The following is a 17,597-nucleotide window of genomic DNA, read 5'->3' as shown; positions in this document are numbered from 1 at the left end:
TCGGTACAACCACGCCGCCGATCATGGCAGAACTCTGACGCCCATCTCTCATGAGCCTTCGCCCTCTTACAGGGGATTCTCTCCACACTCGATGCGTCGGCTACAGAGTTGGAACATTCAAGAAATGTCAGAGCAATGACTCCGGGTCAATCTGCTTTCACCTGCAGCAGCCAGCTGCACGCCCCTCGAAGCAGGAACGGAGCTCCCATATATGTCCACCACCAGCAAGCGGCTGCGCACGCTTACGGCGATGGGTGCCATCGGGACGACCGTGGCCCTCGTACTCGCCGGTTGTGGCGCCCGAGCCGGCGACGAAGCGGCCGGCAGCGCGGCATCCGCGGCGCCCAGCTGCGTCGACACCTCCGGTGACACCGTCAAGCTCGGCTTCCTCAACTCGCTCACCGGCGGCATGGCGATCTCCGAGAAGACCGTCTCCAACGTGCTGCACATGGCCGCCGACGAGATCAACGCCGGCGGCGGCATCCTGGGCAAGAAGATCGCCTACGTCCAGGAGGACGGCGCCACCGACTGGCCCACCTTCGCGGAGAAGACCGAGAAGCTGCTCACCCAGGACTGCGTCGCCGCGATCTTCGGTGGCTGGACCTCGTCCTCCCGCAAGGCCGTCAAGCCGGTCGTCGAGAAGCACAACGGCCTTTTCTTCTACCCGGTCCAGTACGAGGGACTCGAGTCGTCGCCGAACATCTACTACACCGGCGCGACCACCAACCAGCAGATCATCCCGGCGATGGACTTCCTCGCCTCCCAGGGCGTGAAGCGGCTGTTCCTGGCCGGTAGCGACTACGTCTTCCCGCGCACCGCGAACGCGATCATCAAGCTGTACGCGGCCAAGCTCGGCATCGAGATCGTCGGCGAGGAGTACGTGCCCCTCGACAAGGACGACTGGACCAGCCAGGTGGCGAAGATCGTGGCGGCCAAGCCCGACTTCATCTTCAACACCATCAACGGCTCGTCGAACGTCGGCTTCATCAAGGCGTACTACGACGCCGGCCTCACCGCCGCGACGACGCCGATCATCTCGGTGTCGATCGCCGAGGAGGAGGCCCCGGCGATGGGTCACGAGGTCGCCGGCCAGTACGCGTCCTGGAACTACTTCCAGTCACTCAAGACCGACACCAACCCGAAGTTCATCGACAACTGGAAGGCCTACCCCGACAGCAGCGGGGTCACCTCCGACCCGATGGAGGCCGCCTACATCTCGATGTACCTGTACAAGGCCCTCGTCGAGGCGGCCGGCTCGTTCGACGTCGACGCGGTGAACGCCGCGGCGAAGAAGAACACCATCACGTTCGACGCGCCGGAGGGCAAGGTCACGCTCGACGGCGACAACCACCACATCTCCAAGCCGGGCCACATCGGCAAGATCAACTCCAGCAACCAGTTCGACATCGTCTGGGCCTCCGACAAGTTCATCGAGCCGGACCCCTACCTCGAAGGCTACGACTGGTTCCCGGCCGACATCCGCAAGCAGCTGGTGGACGCGGCGGGCTGATCCCCCGCGGGGCCGCGTGTCACCGAACGGCACGCGGCCCCTCCCCCGCCAAAGAGACGCTAGAGAGAGCGAGTGCACGTGGACGCACTGATCGCACCGCTGCTGAACGGCAGCGCACAGGGTGCGCTGCTCCTGCTCGCCGCGCTGGGCCTCTCGCTCACCTTCGGGCAGATGGGCGTGATCAACATGGCCCACGGCGAGTTCCTCATGCTCGGCGCCTTCGCCGCCTACCTCGTCCAGCAGGTCATCTCCGCCAGCGACCTGTCGATCCCGGTCGCGTTGCCGGTCGCATTCGTCGTCGCGGGCCTGTTCGGCCTCCTGCTGGAGGTCACCATCATCCAGTGGATGTACCGCCGGCCCCTGGACACCCTGCTCGTCACGGTCGGTGTCAGCCTGATCCTGCAGCAGGCGGCACTCCAGATCTTCCCGTCCCAGGGCGTCCCGGTGGAGAAACCCGGCTGGCTCGACGGACAGCTGACCGTCCTCGGTTACGGCTGGCCGCTGCGGCAGCTGTTCACCATCCTGCTCGCGACCGTCTGTGTCGCCGCGCTGTCGGCCTGGCTCAAGTACACCTCGTTCGGCCGCCGCATCCGGGCGACCGTGCACAACCGGGACCTCGCCGAGACCTCGGGGATCTCCACCCGCACCGTCGACCGCCTCACCTTCTTCACCGGGTCGGGTCTGGCCGGTGTCGCCGGCGTGGCCGCGTCGCTCATCGGTGGCACCAACTCCCAGATGGGTGCGCAGTACATCATCCCGGCCTTCCTCGTCGTCGCCGCCGGTGGCATCGGCCAGCTCAAGGGCACCATCATCGCCGCGTGGGCGGTGGGCGTCGCGCTCGCGTACTTCGCCTACTGGACGACCGGCAGCCTGGCGCAGGTGCTCGCCTTCATCCTCGTGATCGTCTTCCTGCAGCTCCGCCCGCAGGGCCTCTTCACGGTGCGAACCAGGAGTCTGGCATGACCAAGCCGAAACCATGGATCTCCCTCGGCGGCATCGGGGTGTTCGCCGTCCTGCTCCTCGCCGTCGCTCCCCTCCTCCTCACCGATCACTGGCTCAACAACCTCGGCAAGTACTGCTGCTGGGCCATCGCCGCCGTCGGCATCGGCCTGGCCTGGGGCCGGGGCGGGATGCTCGTGATGGGCCAGGGTGTGTTCTTCGCCCTCGGCGCCTACTCGATGGCCATGCACCTCACGCTGGAGAGCGCCGGTGACCGGGTCCCCGGTTTCATGGTGCTCTACGACCCGCTCGCGCCCCTCCCGGCTTTCTGGGAACCGTTCCGCAGCGCGGAATTCACCCTGCTGGCGATCGTGCTGCTGCCCGTGATCATGGCCGGCGTCCTCGGTTATGCGCTGTTCAAGCGCCGGGTGAAGGGGGCGTACTTCGCGATCCTGACGCAGGCTCTCGCCGTCGCGCTGGCCACCCTGATCAGCTCCACGATCCGCGAGACCGGCGGCGACACCGGGCTCAGCGACTTCAAGTACTTCTTCGGCTTCGTGCTGAACGACCCGGCGAACAAGCTGATGGTGTACCTCATCGCGGCCGGGCTGCTCGTCGTCTGCCTGCTCGCGGTGTGGCAGCTCTACCGCAGCCGCTTCGGTGAGCTCCTCGTGGCCACCCGGGACGCCGAGGAACGCGTGCGCTTCCTGGGCTACGACCCGGCCAACGTCAAGCTCGTCGCCTTCGTCGTCTCGGCGCTGATGGCGAGCATCGGCGGCGCGATGTTCGTGCCCCTCGTCGGCATCATCACCCCCGCCGAGATCGGCGCCGCCGCCTCGATCCTCATGATCGCCGGCGTCGCCTTCGGTGGCCGCGCCTCGCTCTTCGGCCCCGCGCTGGGCGCGATGGCGGTCGGATGGGGACAGTCCAGCCTCGGCTCGACCTGGCCCGAGGGCTGGACCTACATCCTCGGCCTGCTGTTCATCGTCGTGATCCTCTTCCTGCCGAACGGGCTGTCGTCGCTGCCTGCCAGATTCACCGGACGGGCGCGCCGGCGCCCCGACCCGCAACAGCCCGCCCCGGTGATCGCCGCCGCAGAGCTCGAAGAGGTGCGGTCATGACCGATGCTTCCCTGGTAGTCACGGACCTGCGCGTCGAGTTCTCCGGCTTCGTCGCGGTCGACGGCGTCTCCTTCGACGCGCACCCCGGCGAGGTCCGGTTCCTCATCGGCCCGAACGGCGCCGGCAAGACGACCTGCATCGACGCGGTCACGGGGCTGGTCAAGGGCACCGGGTCGGCGCGGCTCGGCGAGAAGGAACTGCTCGGCAGACAGGTGCACCGGATCGTCCGCCTCGGGGTCGGCCGCACGTTCCAGACCGCGAGCGTCTTCGACGAACTGACCGTGCTGCAGAACCTCGACATCGCCGCCGGGCGCCACCGCTCCCCGCTCTCGCTCCTGCGGACCCGGCGTGGCGTCGACCCGTCGATCGAGCAGGCGCTGGAGGAGACCGGGCTCACCGGCGAGCTCACCACACCGGCCGGCATCCTGTCGCACGGCCAGAAGCAGTGGCTGGAGATCGCGATGCTGCTCGTGCAGGACGCGAAGGTGCTGCTGCTCGACGAACCCGTCGCCGGCATGAGCCACGACGAGCGCACCGCGACCGGCGAGCTCCTGCAGCGCATCGCAGCGAAGCGGATCGTGCTCGTGGTCGAGCACGACATGGACTTCATGCGCCGGTACGCCACCCGCGTGACCGTGCTGCACCAGGGCCGGGTGCTCTCGCAGGGGACGGTGGCCGAGGTCCAGGCCGACCCCCGGGTGCAGGAGGTCTACCTCGGCACAGCAGACGCGATGACGGAGGCTTGACATGCTGGAACTCACCGACATCGAGGCCGGGTACGGGCGTACCCGGGTGCTGCACGGCGTCACGGTGCCGTCCGGCAACGTGGTGGCCGTGCTGGGCCACAACGGCGCCGGCAAGTCGACCCTGCTGCGTCTCGCGATCGGCCTGATCAAGCCGTCGAAGGGCCGTGTGGTGTTCGACGGCGAGGACATCACGTCGCTCGCCCCCCACCAGCGCGTGGCTCGCGGCATGGCCTACGTACCGCAGGGTCAGCAGTCGTTCGGCCAGCTCACCACGCTGGAGAACCTCCAGCTCGTCGCCGATGGGCGCCGGCGCGGCAAGGCCCTGATCGACGCGCAGCTGGCCCGGTTCCCCGCGCTGGAGCAGTTCGCCACCCGGAAGGCGGGCCTGCTCTCCGGCGGGCAGCGCCAGCAGCTCGCGATCGCCCGCGCCCTCATCACCGAGCCGAAGCTGCTCATCCTCGACGAGCCGACCGAGGGCATCCAGCCCACGATCGTCGCCGAGATCGAGCAGACCATCATGCAGCTGGCCGACGAGGGCATGAACGTGCTGCTCGTCGAGCAGCACATCGGCTTCGCCCTCACGGCGGCCGAACGGTACGTCGTGCTCGCCTCGGGCCACGTCACGCAGACCGGAGAGGGGGGCAAGGCGGCCACCTCCACCGTGCGGGCCGCCATGGCGATCTGAGCCGACGTGACTCACACCCGCAACGCCGCCGTAACACCGGACAGCGAAATTTGCCCTGTGTCGACGGACAACGCGCGCGCGGCCGCGGAGGACAGCCTGGAGGACTACGCGTTCCGCTATGTGCCACGCACCTTCCGGCGCTGGAGCGCGGCCTCCGTCGGCGCGACCGCCCTCGGGTCCATCGCGTTCCTCGCCGACTTCTCGATCGGCGCGAGCATCGGCATCGACCACGGCACCGCCAACGCCGTGCTCGGCATCGTGTTCGCGTCGGTCATCATCGTCATCGTGGGCGTGCCCGTCGCCTACTACGCCGCCCGCTACAACCTGGACCTCGACCTGATCGCCCGTGGCTCGGGATTCGGCTACTACGGCTCGATCATCACGACGGTGATCTTCGCGGGCTTCACCTGCATCTTCTTCGCCCTGGAGGGCGCCATCATGGCGCAGGGGCTGCAGGTGGCGACGGGGATGCCACTGTGGCTCGGCTATCTCGTCTCGACCGTCGTGGTGATCCCGATCGTCATCTACGGCATGCGCGCGCTGGAACGCCTGCAGTTCTGGACCACGCCGCTGTGGCTCGCCCTCGCCCTGCTGCCACTGCTGTGGATCGTCCTCTCCGACCCCGAGGCGGTCCGTGCCTTCACCTCGTTCACCGGCGACTCCGACGGCACGATCAGCTTCGGCGCCGTGGTCTCGAGTGCCGCGGTGTGCTTCGCCCTCACTCCGCAGCTGGCGGAACAGATCGACTACATCCGGGCCATGCCACCGCGTACGCCGTCCAACGCCCGTTCGTGGTGGACGTCGTTCGCGTTCGCCGGTCCGGGATGGGTCGTCTTCAGCGGCACCAAGCAGGTGATCGGGGTGTTTCTCGCCGTCTATCTCCTGGTGAAGGTCGAACCCACTCTCGGGCATCAGGCGACCGAACCGGTCAAACAGTTCGTCGTGATGTACCAGACCCTGCTCCCCGACTGGCTCGCGATCGTCCTGGCCCTGGTGCTCATCGTGGTCGCGCAGGTGAAGATCAACGTGACGAACGCGTACTCGGGCTCGCTCGCATGGTCGAACGTCTTCACCCGGGTGGCGAAGCACTACCCGGGCCGCACGATCTTCGTGCTGTTCAACCTGGTGATCGCGTACGTGCTGATGATGCTGGACGTCTTCACCCTGATCTCCTTCGTGCTGAGCCTCTACGCGAACATCGTGATGGCCTGGCTCGTGACGATCGCCACCGATATCGCGATCAACAAGTGGGTGCTGCGGATCTCGCCGCGTTTCCCCGAGTTCCGCCGCGGCATGCTGCACGACTGGAACCCGGTCGGGCTCGTGTCGGTGGGGCTCGCCTCGGCGCTGTCGCTGCTCGCGTTCGCCGGGGTGTTCGGCGCCGCCGTCCGGCCGTTCTCGGTGCTCATCGCGATCGGCGTCGCGATCGTGGCCACGCCGGCCATCGCTCTCGCCACGCGTGGGCGCTACTACCTGCGCCGCCGCTCCGACGGCATCGACTCCCCCCGGTTCGACGTGCACGGCAACCCGTCGGGCGAGCGGCTGCGCTGCCACGTCACCGGGTACACCTTCGAGCGGCCGGATATGCTGGCCTCGGCCGAGAGAGGACCGCACGGCGAAGTGCAGTACGTCTCGTCGCTGGCGCTCACGCTCGACGATTCCGACCACTACGTGCTCCCGCCGGAAGTCATCGGGCCCCCGTACCGGACGGCCGCCCGAAAGAGGGAGACGTGATGGAGGAGCCGGTCGACACCGCGACCGCGATTCTCGCGAGTGCGGCGGTGCTGCTGCGCGAGCGCACGTTCGACGACATCTCCTATCGTGCCCTCGCCGACGAGGTCGGCATCTCGGAGCGCACGATCTACCGCCAGTACCCGACGCGCGCACACCTGCTCGCCGCGCTCTCGAACTGGATCGAGCAGACCTGCTTCCCGCTGCCGCCGTTCGTGACCGTGCCCGATTTCCGCGCCGCCGTGCACGAGCGGTTCCGGGCCTTCGACGCGTCGCCCGCGTATGCGTACGTCGGCGCGCGGGCGTCCGCGATCTCACCGACGATCGACATCGAGCCGGCCTACATCACGCGGGCGATCGAGGCGATGCTCGAGGTGGCGGCGCCGACGCTCAACCGGCGGGACCGGCGGCGGGTCGCGGCCTCGCTGCGTTACTTCTCGTCGGCGATGTTCTGGGCCCGGTTGCGGACCGGCTTCGAGCTGGATGCCGGCGAGATCTGCGACGCGTTCGACCGCGCTGTCGGCTCCGTGCTCGCGAGGCTGCCGGACGCGACATGGGCGGAGCCGCTCGCGACACGGCCCGACGCGACATGGGCGGAGCCGCTCGCGACACGGCCAGAGGCGACATGGGCGGAGCCGCTCGCGACACGGCCAGAGGCGACATGGGCGGAGCCGTGACCGGGCCGGCGGCGGTCCCGGCGCTGAGCGGCACGCAGGAGGCGATCCTCGCCGCCTACACCGAGCTGATCGAGGAGCTCGGCAGCGACGACGTGTCGTACCGGGTGATCGCGCGCCGGGCCGGCATCGCCGAGCGCACGGTGTTCCGCAACTACCCGACACGTGTCGACCTGCTGCTGGCGACCGCGGCCTGGATCGAGGCGACGCTGTTCGCCCGCGAGGAGTCGCACTCGATCTTCGACATCCCCCTCGCGATCCGGGAGGCGATGCAGCGGTACGACGCGCGGCCGGAACTCGCCCACGTCGTCGCCGAGACAGCGATGCGCGGTGTGAACGGCGCGGCGCCGTCGCCGGGCCGGGCACAGCTCGAACGGCTGCTGGACGCGGAGGTACCGTCCCTCGACGCGGCACAGCGCAGATCGGTCATCGCGGCGCTGTCGCATCTCGACTCCGTCGGGACCTGGGTGACGTTCCGCCGCGAGTTCGACATGGATCGGCGGGACATCGCCGACGCCGCCGCGTGGGCGGCCGAGGCGATCCTCGACAGCATCCGCGACCGAGTGACCCCGGCCTAGCCTGACCGTTTGAGATCAGAGAAGGGGCCGGTCGTCGGCCGGCCCCTTCCGTCACACCTGGTTGGCCGGGTCCTCGGCGAGCAGCTTGTCGACCTTGCCGTCGATCTCGGCGAGCGCCGCCTCGGTACGGCTGTGCTCTCCCGGGACGTGGGCCAGGATCGAGCCGGCCTCCGCCATGTACGGCGTGGTGCCCGGCTCGAAGTTGATGTTCCACTTCGTCTTCCAGACCCGCTCGGCGGCGCTGGTGGCGGCCTTGTCGATCTGCGCGGCCAGCCACTTCTTGTCGGCGTCGGTGAGTGCCACGGGAATGTCCTCCAGATGCCAGGAAGCGGTCGAGGCTTCGAGTTTCGTCTCGTACGAGCTGGAGAAGTGCGCGTGCTCGGTGTGCGGGCTGTCCCCGCTGTACGAGCGCTGCCTCCAGCCGTTCGACGCCTCCCAGATGCGCCGGTTGTAGATCACGTAGCGCAGACGTTTCTCGGCGCCGCTGCGGCAGCGGCCGACCACGTGCTGCACCACCATCTCCATGGTCAGATTGGGCTCGCGCAGGTCGGTGTCGAGGTCGATGGCGTGGACCTCGTGCTTGGAGTCGGCGTCCCGGATCGGGACCCGTCCGACCTCGTCGTCGTTGTGATCGGAGACGCGGCCCTGGTGCGCCGAGTCGCCGATGGTGCCGTCGCTGGACTTGTCCCTGTTCGGCGCGATCCGGTTGAGCTCGGTGCGCAGTTGACCCAGACACGGCACGAGAAGCCAGGTGGCCATCGAGCTCCCTTCGGCGTCGTCCGTCAGCCCCGTCTGTCGCTTGTATATCTCCCGGGAGTACGCGCGGAAATCACCCGAAGCCGCGATTATGAATGCCAAATTTGTCTTTTGTGACGCCGGTCACCACGTGAAGCGACCGGGATAGACCACATCGGCCAGTTCCTTCTGGCCCTCGGCGTTCGGGTGGAAGTAGTCGAACTTGTTCAGCTGGTCGATGTCGAAACGGACCCGGTGGGCCGCCCCGCCGTCCCAGCGACAGCGGTCCCCGTACGCCCGGCAGGCCTGTCGCAGTTGGGTGTTGTAGTCGTCGATGCGGTCCCGGACGCGCTCGCGCCGCTCCTGGTCGGCATCGGCGGTGGAGGTCGGGTCGGCCAGCATCGACGGGCAGATGCCGCCGCGGCTCCAGATCTCGGCGGCCTTCTCGTTCTCCCTGCCCACCTGCCAGAGCCGGTAGAGGTCGGGGATGCTCACCACCAGCACCCGCGCTTTCGGCAGGCCCTTGCGCAGCCGGGTCAGCCCCTCGTCGATCTGCTCACGGAACGTGTCGACCGGCGTCATGGCGTCGACGGTGCGGGCACACGCGTCGTTGGCTCCGATGAGGATCGTCACGTACTGCGGTTTCAGATCGACGGCCCGGCGGGCCTGCCCGTCCAGCGCGTCGGCCTCGGCGCCCGGGGTGGCCAGGTTGTCGGCGTCGCCCTTGATCCGGTCGTTCTTCTCCAGGATCCGCTGGTAGTGGCTCTGGATGGCGGCGTTGTCACCGGTCGACCAGGAGTTGCGGGCGCACGCGACATAGGCGAGACAGGCGCCGAGACCAGCGGTGATCGAGTCACCGAGCGCCACCATCGAGGCCGGGTAACCGGCAGCCGGTTTCGTGGGCTCCGGCTTGTCCGAGGCGCCCGGCGTGGCACGGCCGGCACCTCCGCAGGCCAGGGCGAAGACGGCGAGCAGGGCCAGGGCGGCGACGTGCCATCGGCGAATCACCTACCAACCTTGCCTCACCGGACCACCGGTCTCCGAACCCGGAGGCTGTCGGATCAACTCACGTCGGAGAGCGGCCGCAGGTAGGAGGGGTCGGTGAGGATCCGGTTCACCTCGTCGCCGAAGGCCGTGGCCCGGGTCGCGACCGTCGACTGCCGGGCCAGGATCTCGTCGACGTTGAAGCGGTCGACGGCGAGGCCGGGCACGTACAGCCAGCCCTTGGGCAGCGCCTTGCCGGTCTTGGCGTGCTCGGCCTGGAGCCGGCCGGCGACGGCGCCCTTCACGTAGTGCTCCGGCGACACCAGGATCAGGTCGCCGTTCTTCACGGCGGCCAGCGACTTCGGGTCGATGTCGAAGGCGGCGGCCACCCAGGAGGCGACCTCCCGGCGGCGGATCTCGGCGAGGTTCCAGCCGTCGGCATCGCTGGTGCCGATGAAGGCGAGCGCCGACGGGTTGACCTTGACCAGGGTCTCCCAGGCCTCCATGTTCGCCTCCACCTCCTGTTTCGTGTCGAACGGGCCGAACACGGTGACGGCGGGGAGCTTGTCCTTGAACTCGTCGCGGATGCCCATGGCCCGGCGGTCGAGCACCGAGACCCCCGGCGACGAGGTCCCGAGGACGACCTTGCCGGTGGCGTTGGACGGAAGCTGGGTGATCACCTTCCGGGCGAGCAGCCGGCCGAGCTCGTAGCTGTCGTTGCCGATGAACAGCTCCACGCCGGCCGACGGCAGGGCCGGGCTGTCCACCGCGATGATCGGCACCCCGTCGGCGATCGCCGAGGCCATCGGCTCGGCGAACAGGTCGGGGGTCAGGGTGAAGACGGAGATGCCGTCGGGGGCGGTCTTGCGCATCTCCTGGAAGAGGGCGAGCTGCCGGGGGCCGTCGACGATGTTGGGCCCGTCGACCTGCAGGCTCACGCCCTTGACCTGGTTCACCCCGGCGATGAACCCGAGCGACATCTCCTGGGAGAAGTTGAGCTGCTTGTTCGCCACCACGAAACCGACAGTGGGCGTGTGACCCTCGCCGTCGTTCTGTTTCGTGCACGCCACCGGGCCGAGGAGCAGCCCAACCACCGCAATACGAAAGATCCGATATTTCATAGCTATTCCATTTTCACCCCTCAGGGAAGTCAGTATGTGCGATCTCCTTCATCCGGGCTGCGGTTCAGCCGATCGGTAGCTCCGCAAGCGGCCGCCCACGGGCGGTCCGCTTCTGGATGCTCTGGGGAGGTATCGGGGTGCTCGGGAAGGTCGTCCGCAGCAAGGCCGTTGCCCGGGCCGCCGTCATCGGACTGGCACTCGGCGTCTTCGCGCTGGCCGCACTGGCCGCCATCAGCATCACCACCAACGCCCGGACCACCAGTCACGTACGGCACGTCTCCCAGATCAGCGACCACTGGGCCGAACTGGACGTCAACATCAGCGTCGAGACCGAGGCGCTCAACAGTTACGTCGTGTCCAAGAAGTTCGGGCGGGACCTGCTCGACAGCGCGCTCCACTCAGCCAGCTCGGGCCTCGCCTGGCAGTCCCGCAACGGCGACGACCTCGACGTCGAGAGCGCGGCCCTGGCCAACGACGCCTACAGCGCCTTCACCCAGACCCTGATCGAGGTCCGCCGCGCCACCAGCGACCCCGAGCACATGCAGGTGCTGTCCGACCAGGCGGCCCTCGGCTCGTCGATGCTCCGCAAGATGGCCAACGCCAACGTCACCCGGCACCGGCTCGCGATGGACGCCTACCTGGCCGAGGCCGACCAGTTCAACCAGGCCCTCAGCCTGGCCGCCGCGGTCGTCTGCGGCGCCGACTTCCTGCTGCTCGTGCTCTGCGCCTCGATCCTGCTCACCCACCAGCGCCGGATCGAGGGCCAGGCGGTGGAGAGCCGCTACCGGGCGCTGCACGACGAACTGACCGGGCTGGCCAACCGGGCGCTGCTGGCCGACGAGATCGACGGGGCGTTGCTGACGGCCCGGCAGCGGCAGGAGTCGGTCGGCCTGCTGCTGCTCGACCTCAACAAATTCAAAGAGGTCAACGACACGCTCGGCCATCACGCCGGTGACCTGCTGCTCAAGGAGGTGGCGGACCGGCTCACCGCGGCGGTCCGGACCAGCGACACGGTGGCCCGGCTCGGTGGTGACGAGTTCGCCGTCCTGATGCCGGAGATCAACTCCCCGGAGCACTGCTCGGAGATAGCGCGCCGGCTGCTGGAGTCCCTGGAGGGGCCGGCCGAGCTGGAGGGCGTGATCGTCGACATCAGCGGCAGCATCGGCGCGGCCGTCTACCCGCTGCACAGCTCCTCCGGTGCCGAACTGCTCCAGCACGCCGACATCGCGATGTACACGGCCAAGCGCAACCGGCTCGGTATCGCCGTCTACGACCCGTCGGCCGACAACCACGACTCGCAGCAGCTGAGCCTGATCGGTGAGCTGCGCCGGGCCCTCGACGAGGACGAGCTGGTGCTGCACTACCAGCCGAAGGTGTCGACGAGCACCTGGCGGGTCGTCGGTGTGGAGGCGCTGATCCGCTGGGAGCACCCGACCCGCGGGTTGCTCCAGCCGGGCGACTTCATCCCGCAGGCCGAGGAGAACGAGATCATCATCCCCCTCACCGACCGGGTGCTGACCATGGCGCTGCACCAGCACCGGATCTGGCGGGCACAGGACACGCCGCTGCCGGTGGCGGTCAACGTGCCGACGGTCTGCCTGCTGGACGACACCTTCCCGGACCGGGTCGCCGCGGCTCTCGCCTCCTCCGGCGTCTCGCCCGGCGCCCTCACCCTGGAGATCACCGAGACCTCCATCATCAGCGACCCGGTACGCGCCGGAGCGATCCTGACCAGGCTGCGCGGGATGGGCGTACGCCTGTCGGTGGACGACTTCGGCACCGGCTACTCGTCGATGTCCTACCTGCAGAGCATGCCGCTGAACGAACTGAAGATCGACCGCAGCTTCATCCGGACGATGAGCGACTCGCACGGCGGTAACGCCATCGTGCGCGCGGTGCTCGAACTGGCCCGCGCCCTCGACCTCGAGGTGGTGGCCGAGGGCGTCGAGGACGAGGCGACGCTGATCCTGCTCGGGAACATGGGCTGCACCAACGCGCAGGGCTACTACATCAGCCGCCCGGTGCGCGCCGCCGACCTGATGGCGTGGCTCGGCCGGCCGGTGCTCGAATCGGCGTAGGACACACCCGCCCCGGATTTCCGGAAATCGTCTACAACCGATCCTGACGTATCGCCGTCGGACAGGGAGAGACGGCTACAGGGAGCGGGGCACATGCCGGAACGATCCGACCGCGACTATCTGGCGTACGTGCACGCGCGCGTCGCCGGGTTGCGGCGCACCGCCTTTCTGCTCTGCGGCGACACTCACGAGGCCGACGACTTCGTCCAGGAGACCCTGACGAAGTTGTACGCCCGGTGGCCACGGATCGGGCGGGTGGACAACGTGGACGCCTACGTGCACACGATGCTGGTCCGGGTCTTCCTCGACGACCGGCGCCGGGGCTGGTGGAAGGTCCGGTTGCTGACCGGCCCGCCCGAGCCCCCACCGGCCGACCGGAACCCGGAGGACGGGCCGGTGGTGCGTGCGGCGCTGGCGAAACTGCCACCGCGTCAGCAGGCCGTGCTGGTGCTGCGCTATCTCTGTGACAAACCGGTCCGTGAGGTGGCCGAGCTGCTGCGCTGCTCGGAGGGCACGGTCAAGAGCCAGACCGCACACGGGCTGACCCGGCTGCGCGCCCTCCTCGGCGTCGACGAGCGCACGCCCGCCCGCCGTTTCTCGGGAGTCACGATGAGGGATTCACGATGAGAGACGAGGACGAGATGACCGACGAACGCGCGGTCCGGCTGCTGCTCCCGCTGCGGGAGGAGCCGGAGGGCCCGGCGCGGATCGACGTGGCGCGGAGCATGGTGGAGGGCCGCCGGCGCCGGGTGCTGCGCCGTTGGTCCGGTGGCGCGGCCCTGATCGCGCTGACCTCGGTCGCCGCAGGTGGCGGCACGCTGGCGGTCGCCGCGCTGAACGACGGGACACCGGTCCCCGGTCCGGCCACCACCGCCGCGCCGAGCGCCGTCGCCGCCGCGCCGGACGTGCCGGTCGGCTGCGAGGTCACCCGGCTGCCGACCGACGGTGTGAAGAAGTCGCTGGTCACGTCCGGTGACCCGAGTGGACGGTATCTGGCCGGGCGGCTCTACCGGGCGGCCTCGAACACGATCCTCTGGCGGGACGGCCGGATCCTCGCCACACCGCGCGTGCCCGGCGACGACGCGTCCTTCCGCGACGTCAACCGCTCCGGCGTGGCCGTCGGGGGGTCCTTCGTGACCTCGGACCGGCAGCAGGCGTACGTCTACCGCGACGGCCGGGTGCAGGAACTCGACGGCCGCGGCACCACGGCCACGGCGATCAACGACGCCGGGGTGATCGTCGGCTCGATGGGCCCGGCCTACTCCGGTGTCCCGGTCCGCTGGGACTCGGCGGGGGCGAAGGTCACCCCGCTGCGACTGCCGGAGGGAGCCACGACGGGCTCGGCCGACGGCATCGCCGAGGACGGCACCGTCGTCGGCTCGGTGGCCCCGGACGACGGGTCCGAGGCGAGCGGTTACCTGTGGCTGCCCGACGGCACCGGCCGGACCATGTCGTTGCCGCCCGTCGACGGGGAGAAGGCGACCTTCTTCTGGCCGGAGTCGATCGTCGACGGCTGGGTGGCCGGGCGGGCGGTCCTCGACAAGCCGGACGGCAGCCGGTGGTTCACCGCCTACCGGTACCGGATCGCCGACGGGACCTACGAGAAGGTGGACGGGCCCGGATATCCGGTGCTGATCGCGGCGAACGGCTGGGTGGTCAGTGGCACCCAGCAGCCGGTGATCACGGCCGATGACCGGCTGTTCGACCTGCCACTCCACCCGGACGCGGACGACTACCAGATCAGCAGCATCAGCGCGGACGGCCGGGTGATCGGCGGATCCGGCGCCGCCCTGGGCGGGAACCAGGTCGGCAACGACCCACTGATGTGGACCTGCCGCTGACGTGACGGAGCGGGCGCCGCTGACGCGACGCCCGCTCTCCTTCCCCGGTGGAGCCTTCAGGAGACGGTGGAGCCTTCAGGAGAGCCTCAGGAGACGGCCACGTCGTCGAACCAGACGGAGCCGCTGTTGTCACCCGACTTGAGGTGCAGCTGGACGCTGGTGGCGCCGGCCGGGGCGACCGCCTCGACGACCAGCTTGGTCCAGGAGGAGTTACCGGCGGGCAGACGGTTCGAGGTGCTCTGGCTGATCCACTTGCCGGTGACGTCGAACCAGCTCAGCGCGATCTCGGTGACACCGGTGGCGTTGGTGCCGCGGGCGTACGCCTCGGCGCGCCAGCGGTAGCCGGCCTGCACGGGCGTGATCGGCGAGGTGACCAGCGACGGAAGACCGGCCGTGGTGCGGGTGGTGCCGGAGAAGCGGACCGACTTGGAGCCGCTGCGGGCGACGTCGGTGACCGTCACCGGGGTACCCGCGTCGGTGTTGGCGAGCCGCCACGGCGAGTCGCTGGCGGCGGCCTCGAAACCGAGGTTGAGCAGGCTGTTCGGGACGGTACCGGTGGTCCACCAGCTACGCACCACGGTCGCGGCGAACTTCGCGGTGCCGTCGGCGCGGTAGAGGCCGAACTTGTACTGGGCCGGCATCGTCGACACCTGCGAGTTGGCCGGGATCGCGCCGTTCGCGAAGTCGTTGAGCGTCCACGGCGACACCGAGCCGACGCCCGCCTCGCTCGCGGCACGGAACACCCGGGCCAGGTAGGCACCCTGCTCGCCCTCGCTGACGACGGCGCTGCTCACACCGGTCTCACCGATCACGACCGGTGCCGGGGCGACGGCCGCCTGCGCCTTGCGGATCTCGGCGAGCGCCCGCTCCGAGGAGCCGTAGAAGTGGAAGTCGTAGTAGTCGAGCGGACTGGCGGTCAGCTGCGACTTGATCTGGGCCATGCCGGTCGCGCCGGTGCCGCCGTCGACCGAGAGGGTGAGCGGCATGGCCGGCGCCCAGACCCGGACCGCCGGGATGACCTGCTTGATCCAGGTGACCGCGGCGCTGTCACCGGGCTGGAACTCGTTCTTCAGCTCGACGGCGATGACCCGGGGGTCGTTCACGTACGGCGAGAGGATCGCCTTCGCCCAGTTGACGCTGTTGTTGACCTCGTTGTAGCCGGACCACCAGTCGAAGAGGGTGACCTTGACGGTGAGGCCGTTGGCGTCGGCGGCGCTGATGAACTTGCGCAGCTTCTCGGTGTACTCCGCCTTCGGGGTGGGCCAGCCGAACGCCTGCGGGAAGACGATCACCCGGACGTTGTCGGCACCCAGCGCGGCGACCTTCGCCAGGTCGGCGTCGATCCGGGCCGCGTCGAACCCGGTCCACATCGCCGACCAGCCGGCATCCGACGGGTAGTAGTTGAGCGACTTCGCGGTCTGCACCGCCGCCATCCGGTCCGTCATGGTGGGAGTCTCACCGTCCGCCGAGGCGGGCGCGGCGGCAAGTCCGAGGGTCATCAGAACGGAGGAGGCGAGGACGCCGGCGCGCACGCGGAAGCTGCTCATAGGGGGATCGATGCCTCTCGCAAGGTTGCTTTTCGGGGGTGACCTCTCATTCGGCTCCGGCGTCGGATCCCGGAGCTTCCGGCTGATGGCAAGGTGGTTGCAAACCGGGTGCGCCCCTTTCGGACGTTGCGAACCGGTTGCCGGACGCCCCGGCAACCGCCCTCCCCTTTCTCCGGTGCCGGCCCGGGTGTTGCCGTTCGGTTGCCGTGCAACCCACCGCGGCCCCAGTCCAGCATCGACCGCCGAGCCGCCGATCGACCGGTGACGACGGTGAGATTCACCCCCGCGGAGGGTGCGGGCCGGGAAGATCGGTTGCAGCGATCCACGAAGCACGATTCGATGGCTGTCGACCTGCTGTTTCGACGGAGAGAGCGACATGCGCCTGCTGGACGACCCGCCGAGACGGCTCGCGACGATCCCCTACCGGGCGGCCGGGCCCGGCGGCGCCACCCGGGCCCTCCAGCTCGCGGTCGAGGGACTCCGGGTCGACGAGCTCCCGGCCGGCTGCACGGCCCTGCTCGCCACCGGTGACCTCCAGGGCATCGCCGTCTCCCCCGACGACGGCAGACCGGTCCTGCTCGGCGTCGCTCTCGCCGGATATCTGCGGCTCTGGGCCGGCAGCGGCCTGCTGCCGCCGCCCGGCGACCTCACGGTGCTGCTCACCGGCGACCTCTACTCGGCACCGAACGCCGACCGCCGCGGCGCGTCCGGCGACGTGCACGAGGTGTGGGCGGCCTTCGCCGCCGGCAGCCCGGCGGTCCTCGGCATCGCCGGGAACCACGACGAGGTCACCGGCGGCGTGAGCGGGTTCGGCCCCGGCGTCGCCCTGCTCGACGGCACCCGGCGCGGTCACGGCGACCTCACCGTCGCGGGCGTCAGCGGCGTCATCGGAGACCCTTCACGACCATTCCGGCGTACGGAGGAAGCGTTCCTGTCCGCGGTGGAGGCGGTCACCTCGCCCCCACCGGACGTCCTGCTGCTGCACGAGGGCCCGCGTGGCACCGGCCCCGACCAGCCCGGCCGGCCCGCCCTGCGCGGGCTGCTGGAGCGGCGTCCCCCGGCGATCACCCTCTGCGGGCACGTCCACTGGAGCCGCCCGGTGGCCCCGCTGGGCAGCGGTCACATCGTCAACGTGGACGCCCGGGCGGTCCTGTTCACCACGTGAGGTCGGCCTCCACGCCGTAGTGGTCGGAGAGGAACGCGGGGCGGCCGTCACCGAGCCGTACCTCCTCCTGGAAGACCAGGCGTGCCCCGGCCACCGGCACCGCCCGGACCAGGACGTGGTCGAGAGCGTCCGGCACCGGCCA

17 protein-coding genes are annotated in these 17,597 nt (G+C 69.4%); 12 read left to right on the top strand and 5 right to left on the bottom strand.

Annotated features, from left to right (window positions below):
- The first annotated feature begins 211 nt into the window (after positions 1-211).
- From urtA to ACFO0C_RS46950, 8 genes are all read left to right on the top strand, one after another.
- Positions 212-1,510: an urea ABC transporter substrate-binding protein gene (gene urtA / locus ACFO0C_RS46985; protein WP_378073395.1), complete on the top strand. Its 1,299-nt coding sequence runs from the start codon at positions 212-214 to the stop codon at positions 1,508-1,510.
- Between the two features lie 78 nt (positions 1,511-1,588).
- Positions 1,589-2,473 (top strand): urea ABC transporter permease subunit UrtB, encoded by an 885-nt coding sequence (gene urtB / locus ACFO0C_RS46980; protein ID WP_378073394.1) that lies wholly within the window; start codon positions 1,589-1,591, stop codon positions 2,471-2,473.
- On the top strand, positions 2,470-3,570 hold the full coding sequence (gene urtC, locus ACFO0C_RS46975) for an urea ABC transporter permease subunit UrtC (RefSeq protein ID WP_378073393.1): 1,101 nt from the start codon (positions 2,470-2,472) through the stop codon (positions 3,568-3,570). Before urtB ends, urtC begins: the two co-directional genes overlap by 4 nt.
- Positions 3,567-4,316 carry an urea ABC transporter ATP-binding protein UrtD gene (gene urtD, locus ACFO0C_RS46970; RefSeq protein ID WP_378073392.1) on the top strand — a complete coding sequence of 250 codons (750 nt, stop codon included), beginning with the start codon at positions 3,567-3,569 and terminating at the stop codon, positions 4,314-4,316. Before urtC ends, urtD begins: the two co-directional genes overlap by 4 nt.
- Before the next feature lies 1 nt (position 4,317).
- On the top strand, positions 4,318-5,001 hold the full coding sequence (locus ACFO0C_RS46965) for an ATP-binding cassette domain-containing protein (protein ID WP_378073391.1): 684 nt from the start codon (positions 4,318-4,320) through the stop codon (positions 4,999-5,001).
- 57 nt (positions 5,002-5,058) lie between these two features.
- Positions 5,059-6,735 carry a purine-cytosine permease family protein gene (locus tag ACFO0C_RS46960; RefSeq protein ID WP_378073390.1) on the top strand — a complete coding sequence of 559 codons (1,677 nt, stop codon included), beginning with the start codon at positions 5,059-5,061 and terminating at the stop codon, positions 6,733-6,735.
- Complete coding sequence (locus ACFO0C_RS46955) at positions 6,735-7,409, top strand: TetR/AcrR family transcriptional regulator (RefSeq protein ID WP_378073389.1); 675 nt, start codon at positions 6,735-6,737, stop codon at positions 7,407-7,409. The genes ACFO0C_RS46960 and ACFO0C_RS46955 overlap by 1 nt, the downstream gene beginning before the upstream one ends.
- A complete protein-coding gene (locus tag ACFO0C_RS46950; protein WP_378073388.1) occupies positions 7,394-7,984 on the top strand; it encodes a TetR/AcrR family transcriptional regulator in 591 nt (196 codons plus the stop codon). Before ACFO0C_RS46955 ends, ACFO0C_RS46950 begins: the two co-directional genes overlap by 16 nt.
- A gap of 51 nt (positions 7,985-8,035) precedes the next feature.
- Here the strand turns inward: ACFO0C_RS46950 and ACFO0C_RS46945 are convergent, their stop codons facing one another.
- The 3 genes from ACFO0C_RS46945 to ACFO0C_RS46935 all read right to left on the bottom strand — a co-directional run bounded on the left by ACFO0C_RS46945 (position 8,036) and on the right by ACFO0C_RS46935 (position 10,797).
- Positions 8,036-8,743, bottom strand: coding sequence for a hypothetical protein (locus ACFO0C_RS46945; RefSeq protein WP_378073387.1), 708 nt, complete (start codon positions 8,741-8,743; stop codon positions 8,036-8,038).
- A gap of 120 nt (positions 8,744-8,863) precedes the next feature.
- Complete coding sequence (locus tag ACFO0C_RS46940; protein WP_378073386.1) at positions 8,864-9,727, bottom strand: SGNH/GDSL hydrolase family protein; 864 nt, start codon at positions 9,725-9,727, stop codon at positions 8,864-8,866.
- A 53-nt stretch (positions 9,728-9,780) separates the two neighbouring features.
- A complete protein-coding gene (locus ACFO0C_RS46935; RefSeq protein WP_378073385.1) occupies positions 9,781-10,797 on the bottom strand; it encodes a sugar ABC transporter substrate-binding protein in 1,017 nt (338 codons plus the stop codon).
- A gap of 164 nt (positions 10,798-10,961) precedes the next feature.
- Here ACFO0C_RS46935 and ACFO0C_RS46930 point away from each other — a divergent pair, with 164 nt between their 5' ends.
- From ACFO0C_RS46930 to ACFO0C_RS46920, 3 genes are all read left to right on the top strand, one after another.
- On the top strand, positions 10,962-12,902 hold the full coding sequence (locus ACFO0C_RS46930) for a putative bifunctional diguanylate cyclase/phosphodiesterase (RefSeq protein WP_378073384.1): 1,941 nt from the start codon (positions 10,962-10,964) through the stop codon (positions 12,900-12,902).
- A gap of 93 nt (positions 12,903-12,995) precedes the next feature.
- On the top strand, positions 12,996-13,529 hold the full coding sequence (locus ACFO0C_RS46925; protein WP_378073383.1) for a SigE family RNA polymerase sigma factor: 534 nt from the start codon (positions 12,996-12,998) through the stop codon (positions 13,527-13,529).
- Positions 13,526-14,743, top strand: a complete 1,218-nt coding sequence (locus ACFO0C_RS46920) for a hypothetical protein (protein WP_378073382.1) — start codon at positions 13,526-13,528, stop codon at positions 14,741-14,743. Before ACFO0C_RS46925 ends, ACFO0C_RS46920 begins: the two co-directional genes overlap by 4 nt.
- 86 nt (positions 14,744-14,829) lie before the next feature.
- Here the strand turns inward: ACFO0C_RS46920 and ACFO0C_RS46915 are convergent, their stop codons facing one another.
- Positions 14,830-16,290 carry a glycosyl hydrolase gene (locus ACFO0C_RS46915; RefSeq protein WP_378073381.1) on the bottom strand — a complete coding sequence of 487 codons (1,461 nt, stop codon included), beginning with the start codon at positions 16,288-16,290 and terminating at the stop codon, positions 14,830-14,832.
- 376 nt (positions 16,291-16,666) lie between these two features.
- On the opposite strand from ACFO0C_RS46915, the gene ACFO0C_RS46910 reads away from it, so the two are divergent.
- Entirely contained in the window at positions 16,667-17,455 is a 789-nt protein-coding gene (locus tag ACFO0C_RS46910) for a metallophosphoesterase family protein (protein ID WP_378073380.1), read from the top strand.
- Here ACFO0C_RS46910 and ACFO0C_RS46905 read toward each other — a convergent pair.
- On the bottom strand, positions 17,445-17,597 hold a 153-nt coding region (locus ACFO0C_RS46905), incomplete at its 5' end, for a hypothetical protein (RefSeq protein ID WP_378073418.1). The two genes, ACFO0C_RS46910 and ACFO0C_RS46905, sit on opposite strands and share 11 nt — an antisense overlap.

This window comes from Actinoplanes subglobosus (assembly GCF_042650585.1).
Lineage (GTDB): Bacteria > Actinomycetota > Actinomycetes > Mycobacteriales > Micromonosporaceae > Actinoplanes > Actinoplanes subglobosus.
Note: the sequence above shows the minus strand (reverse complement) of the source record. Positions and strands in the feature narration are given on the sequence as shown.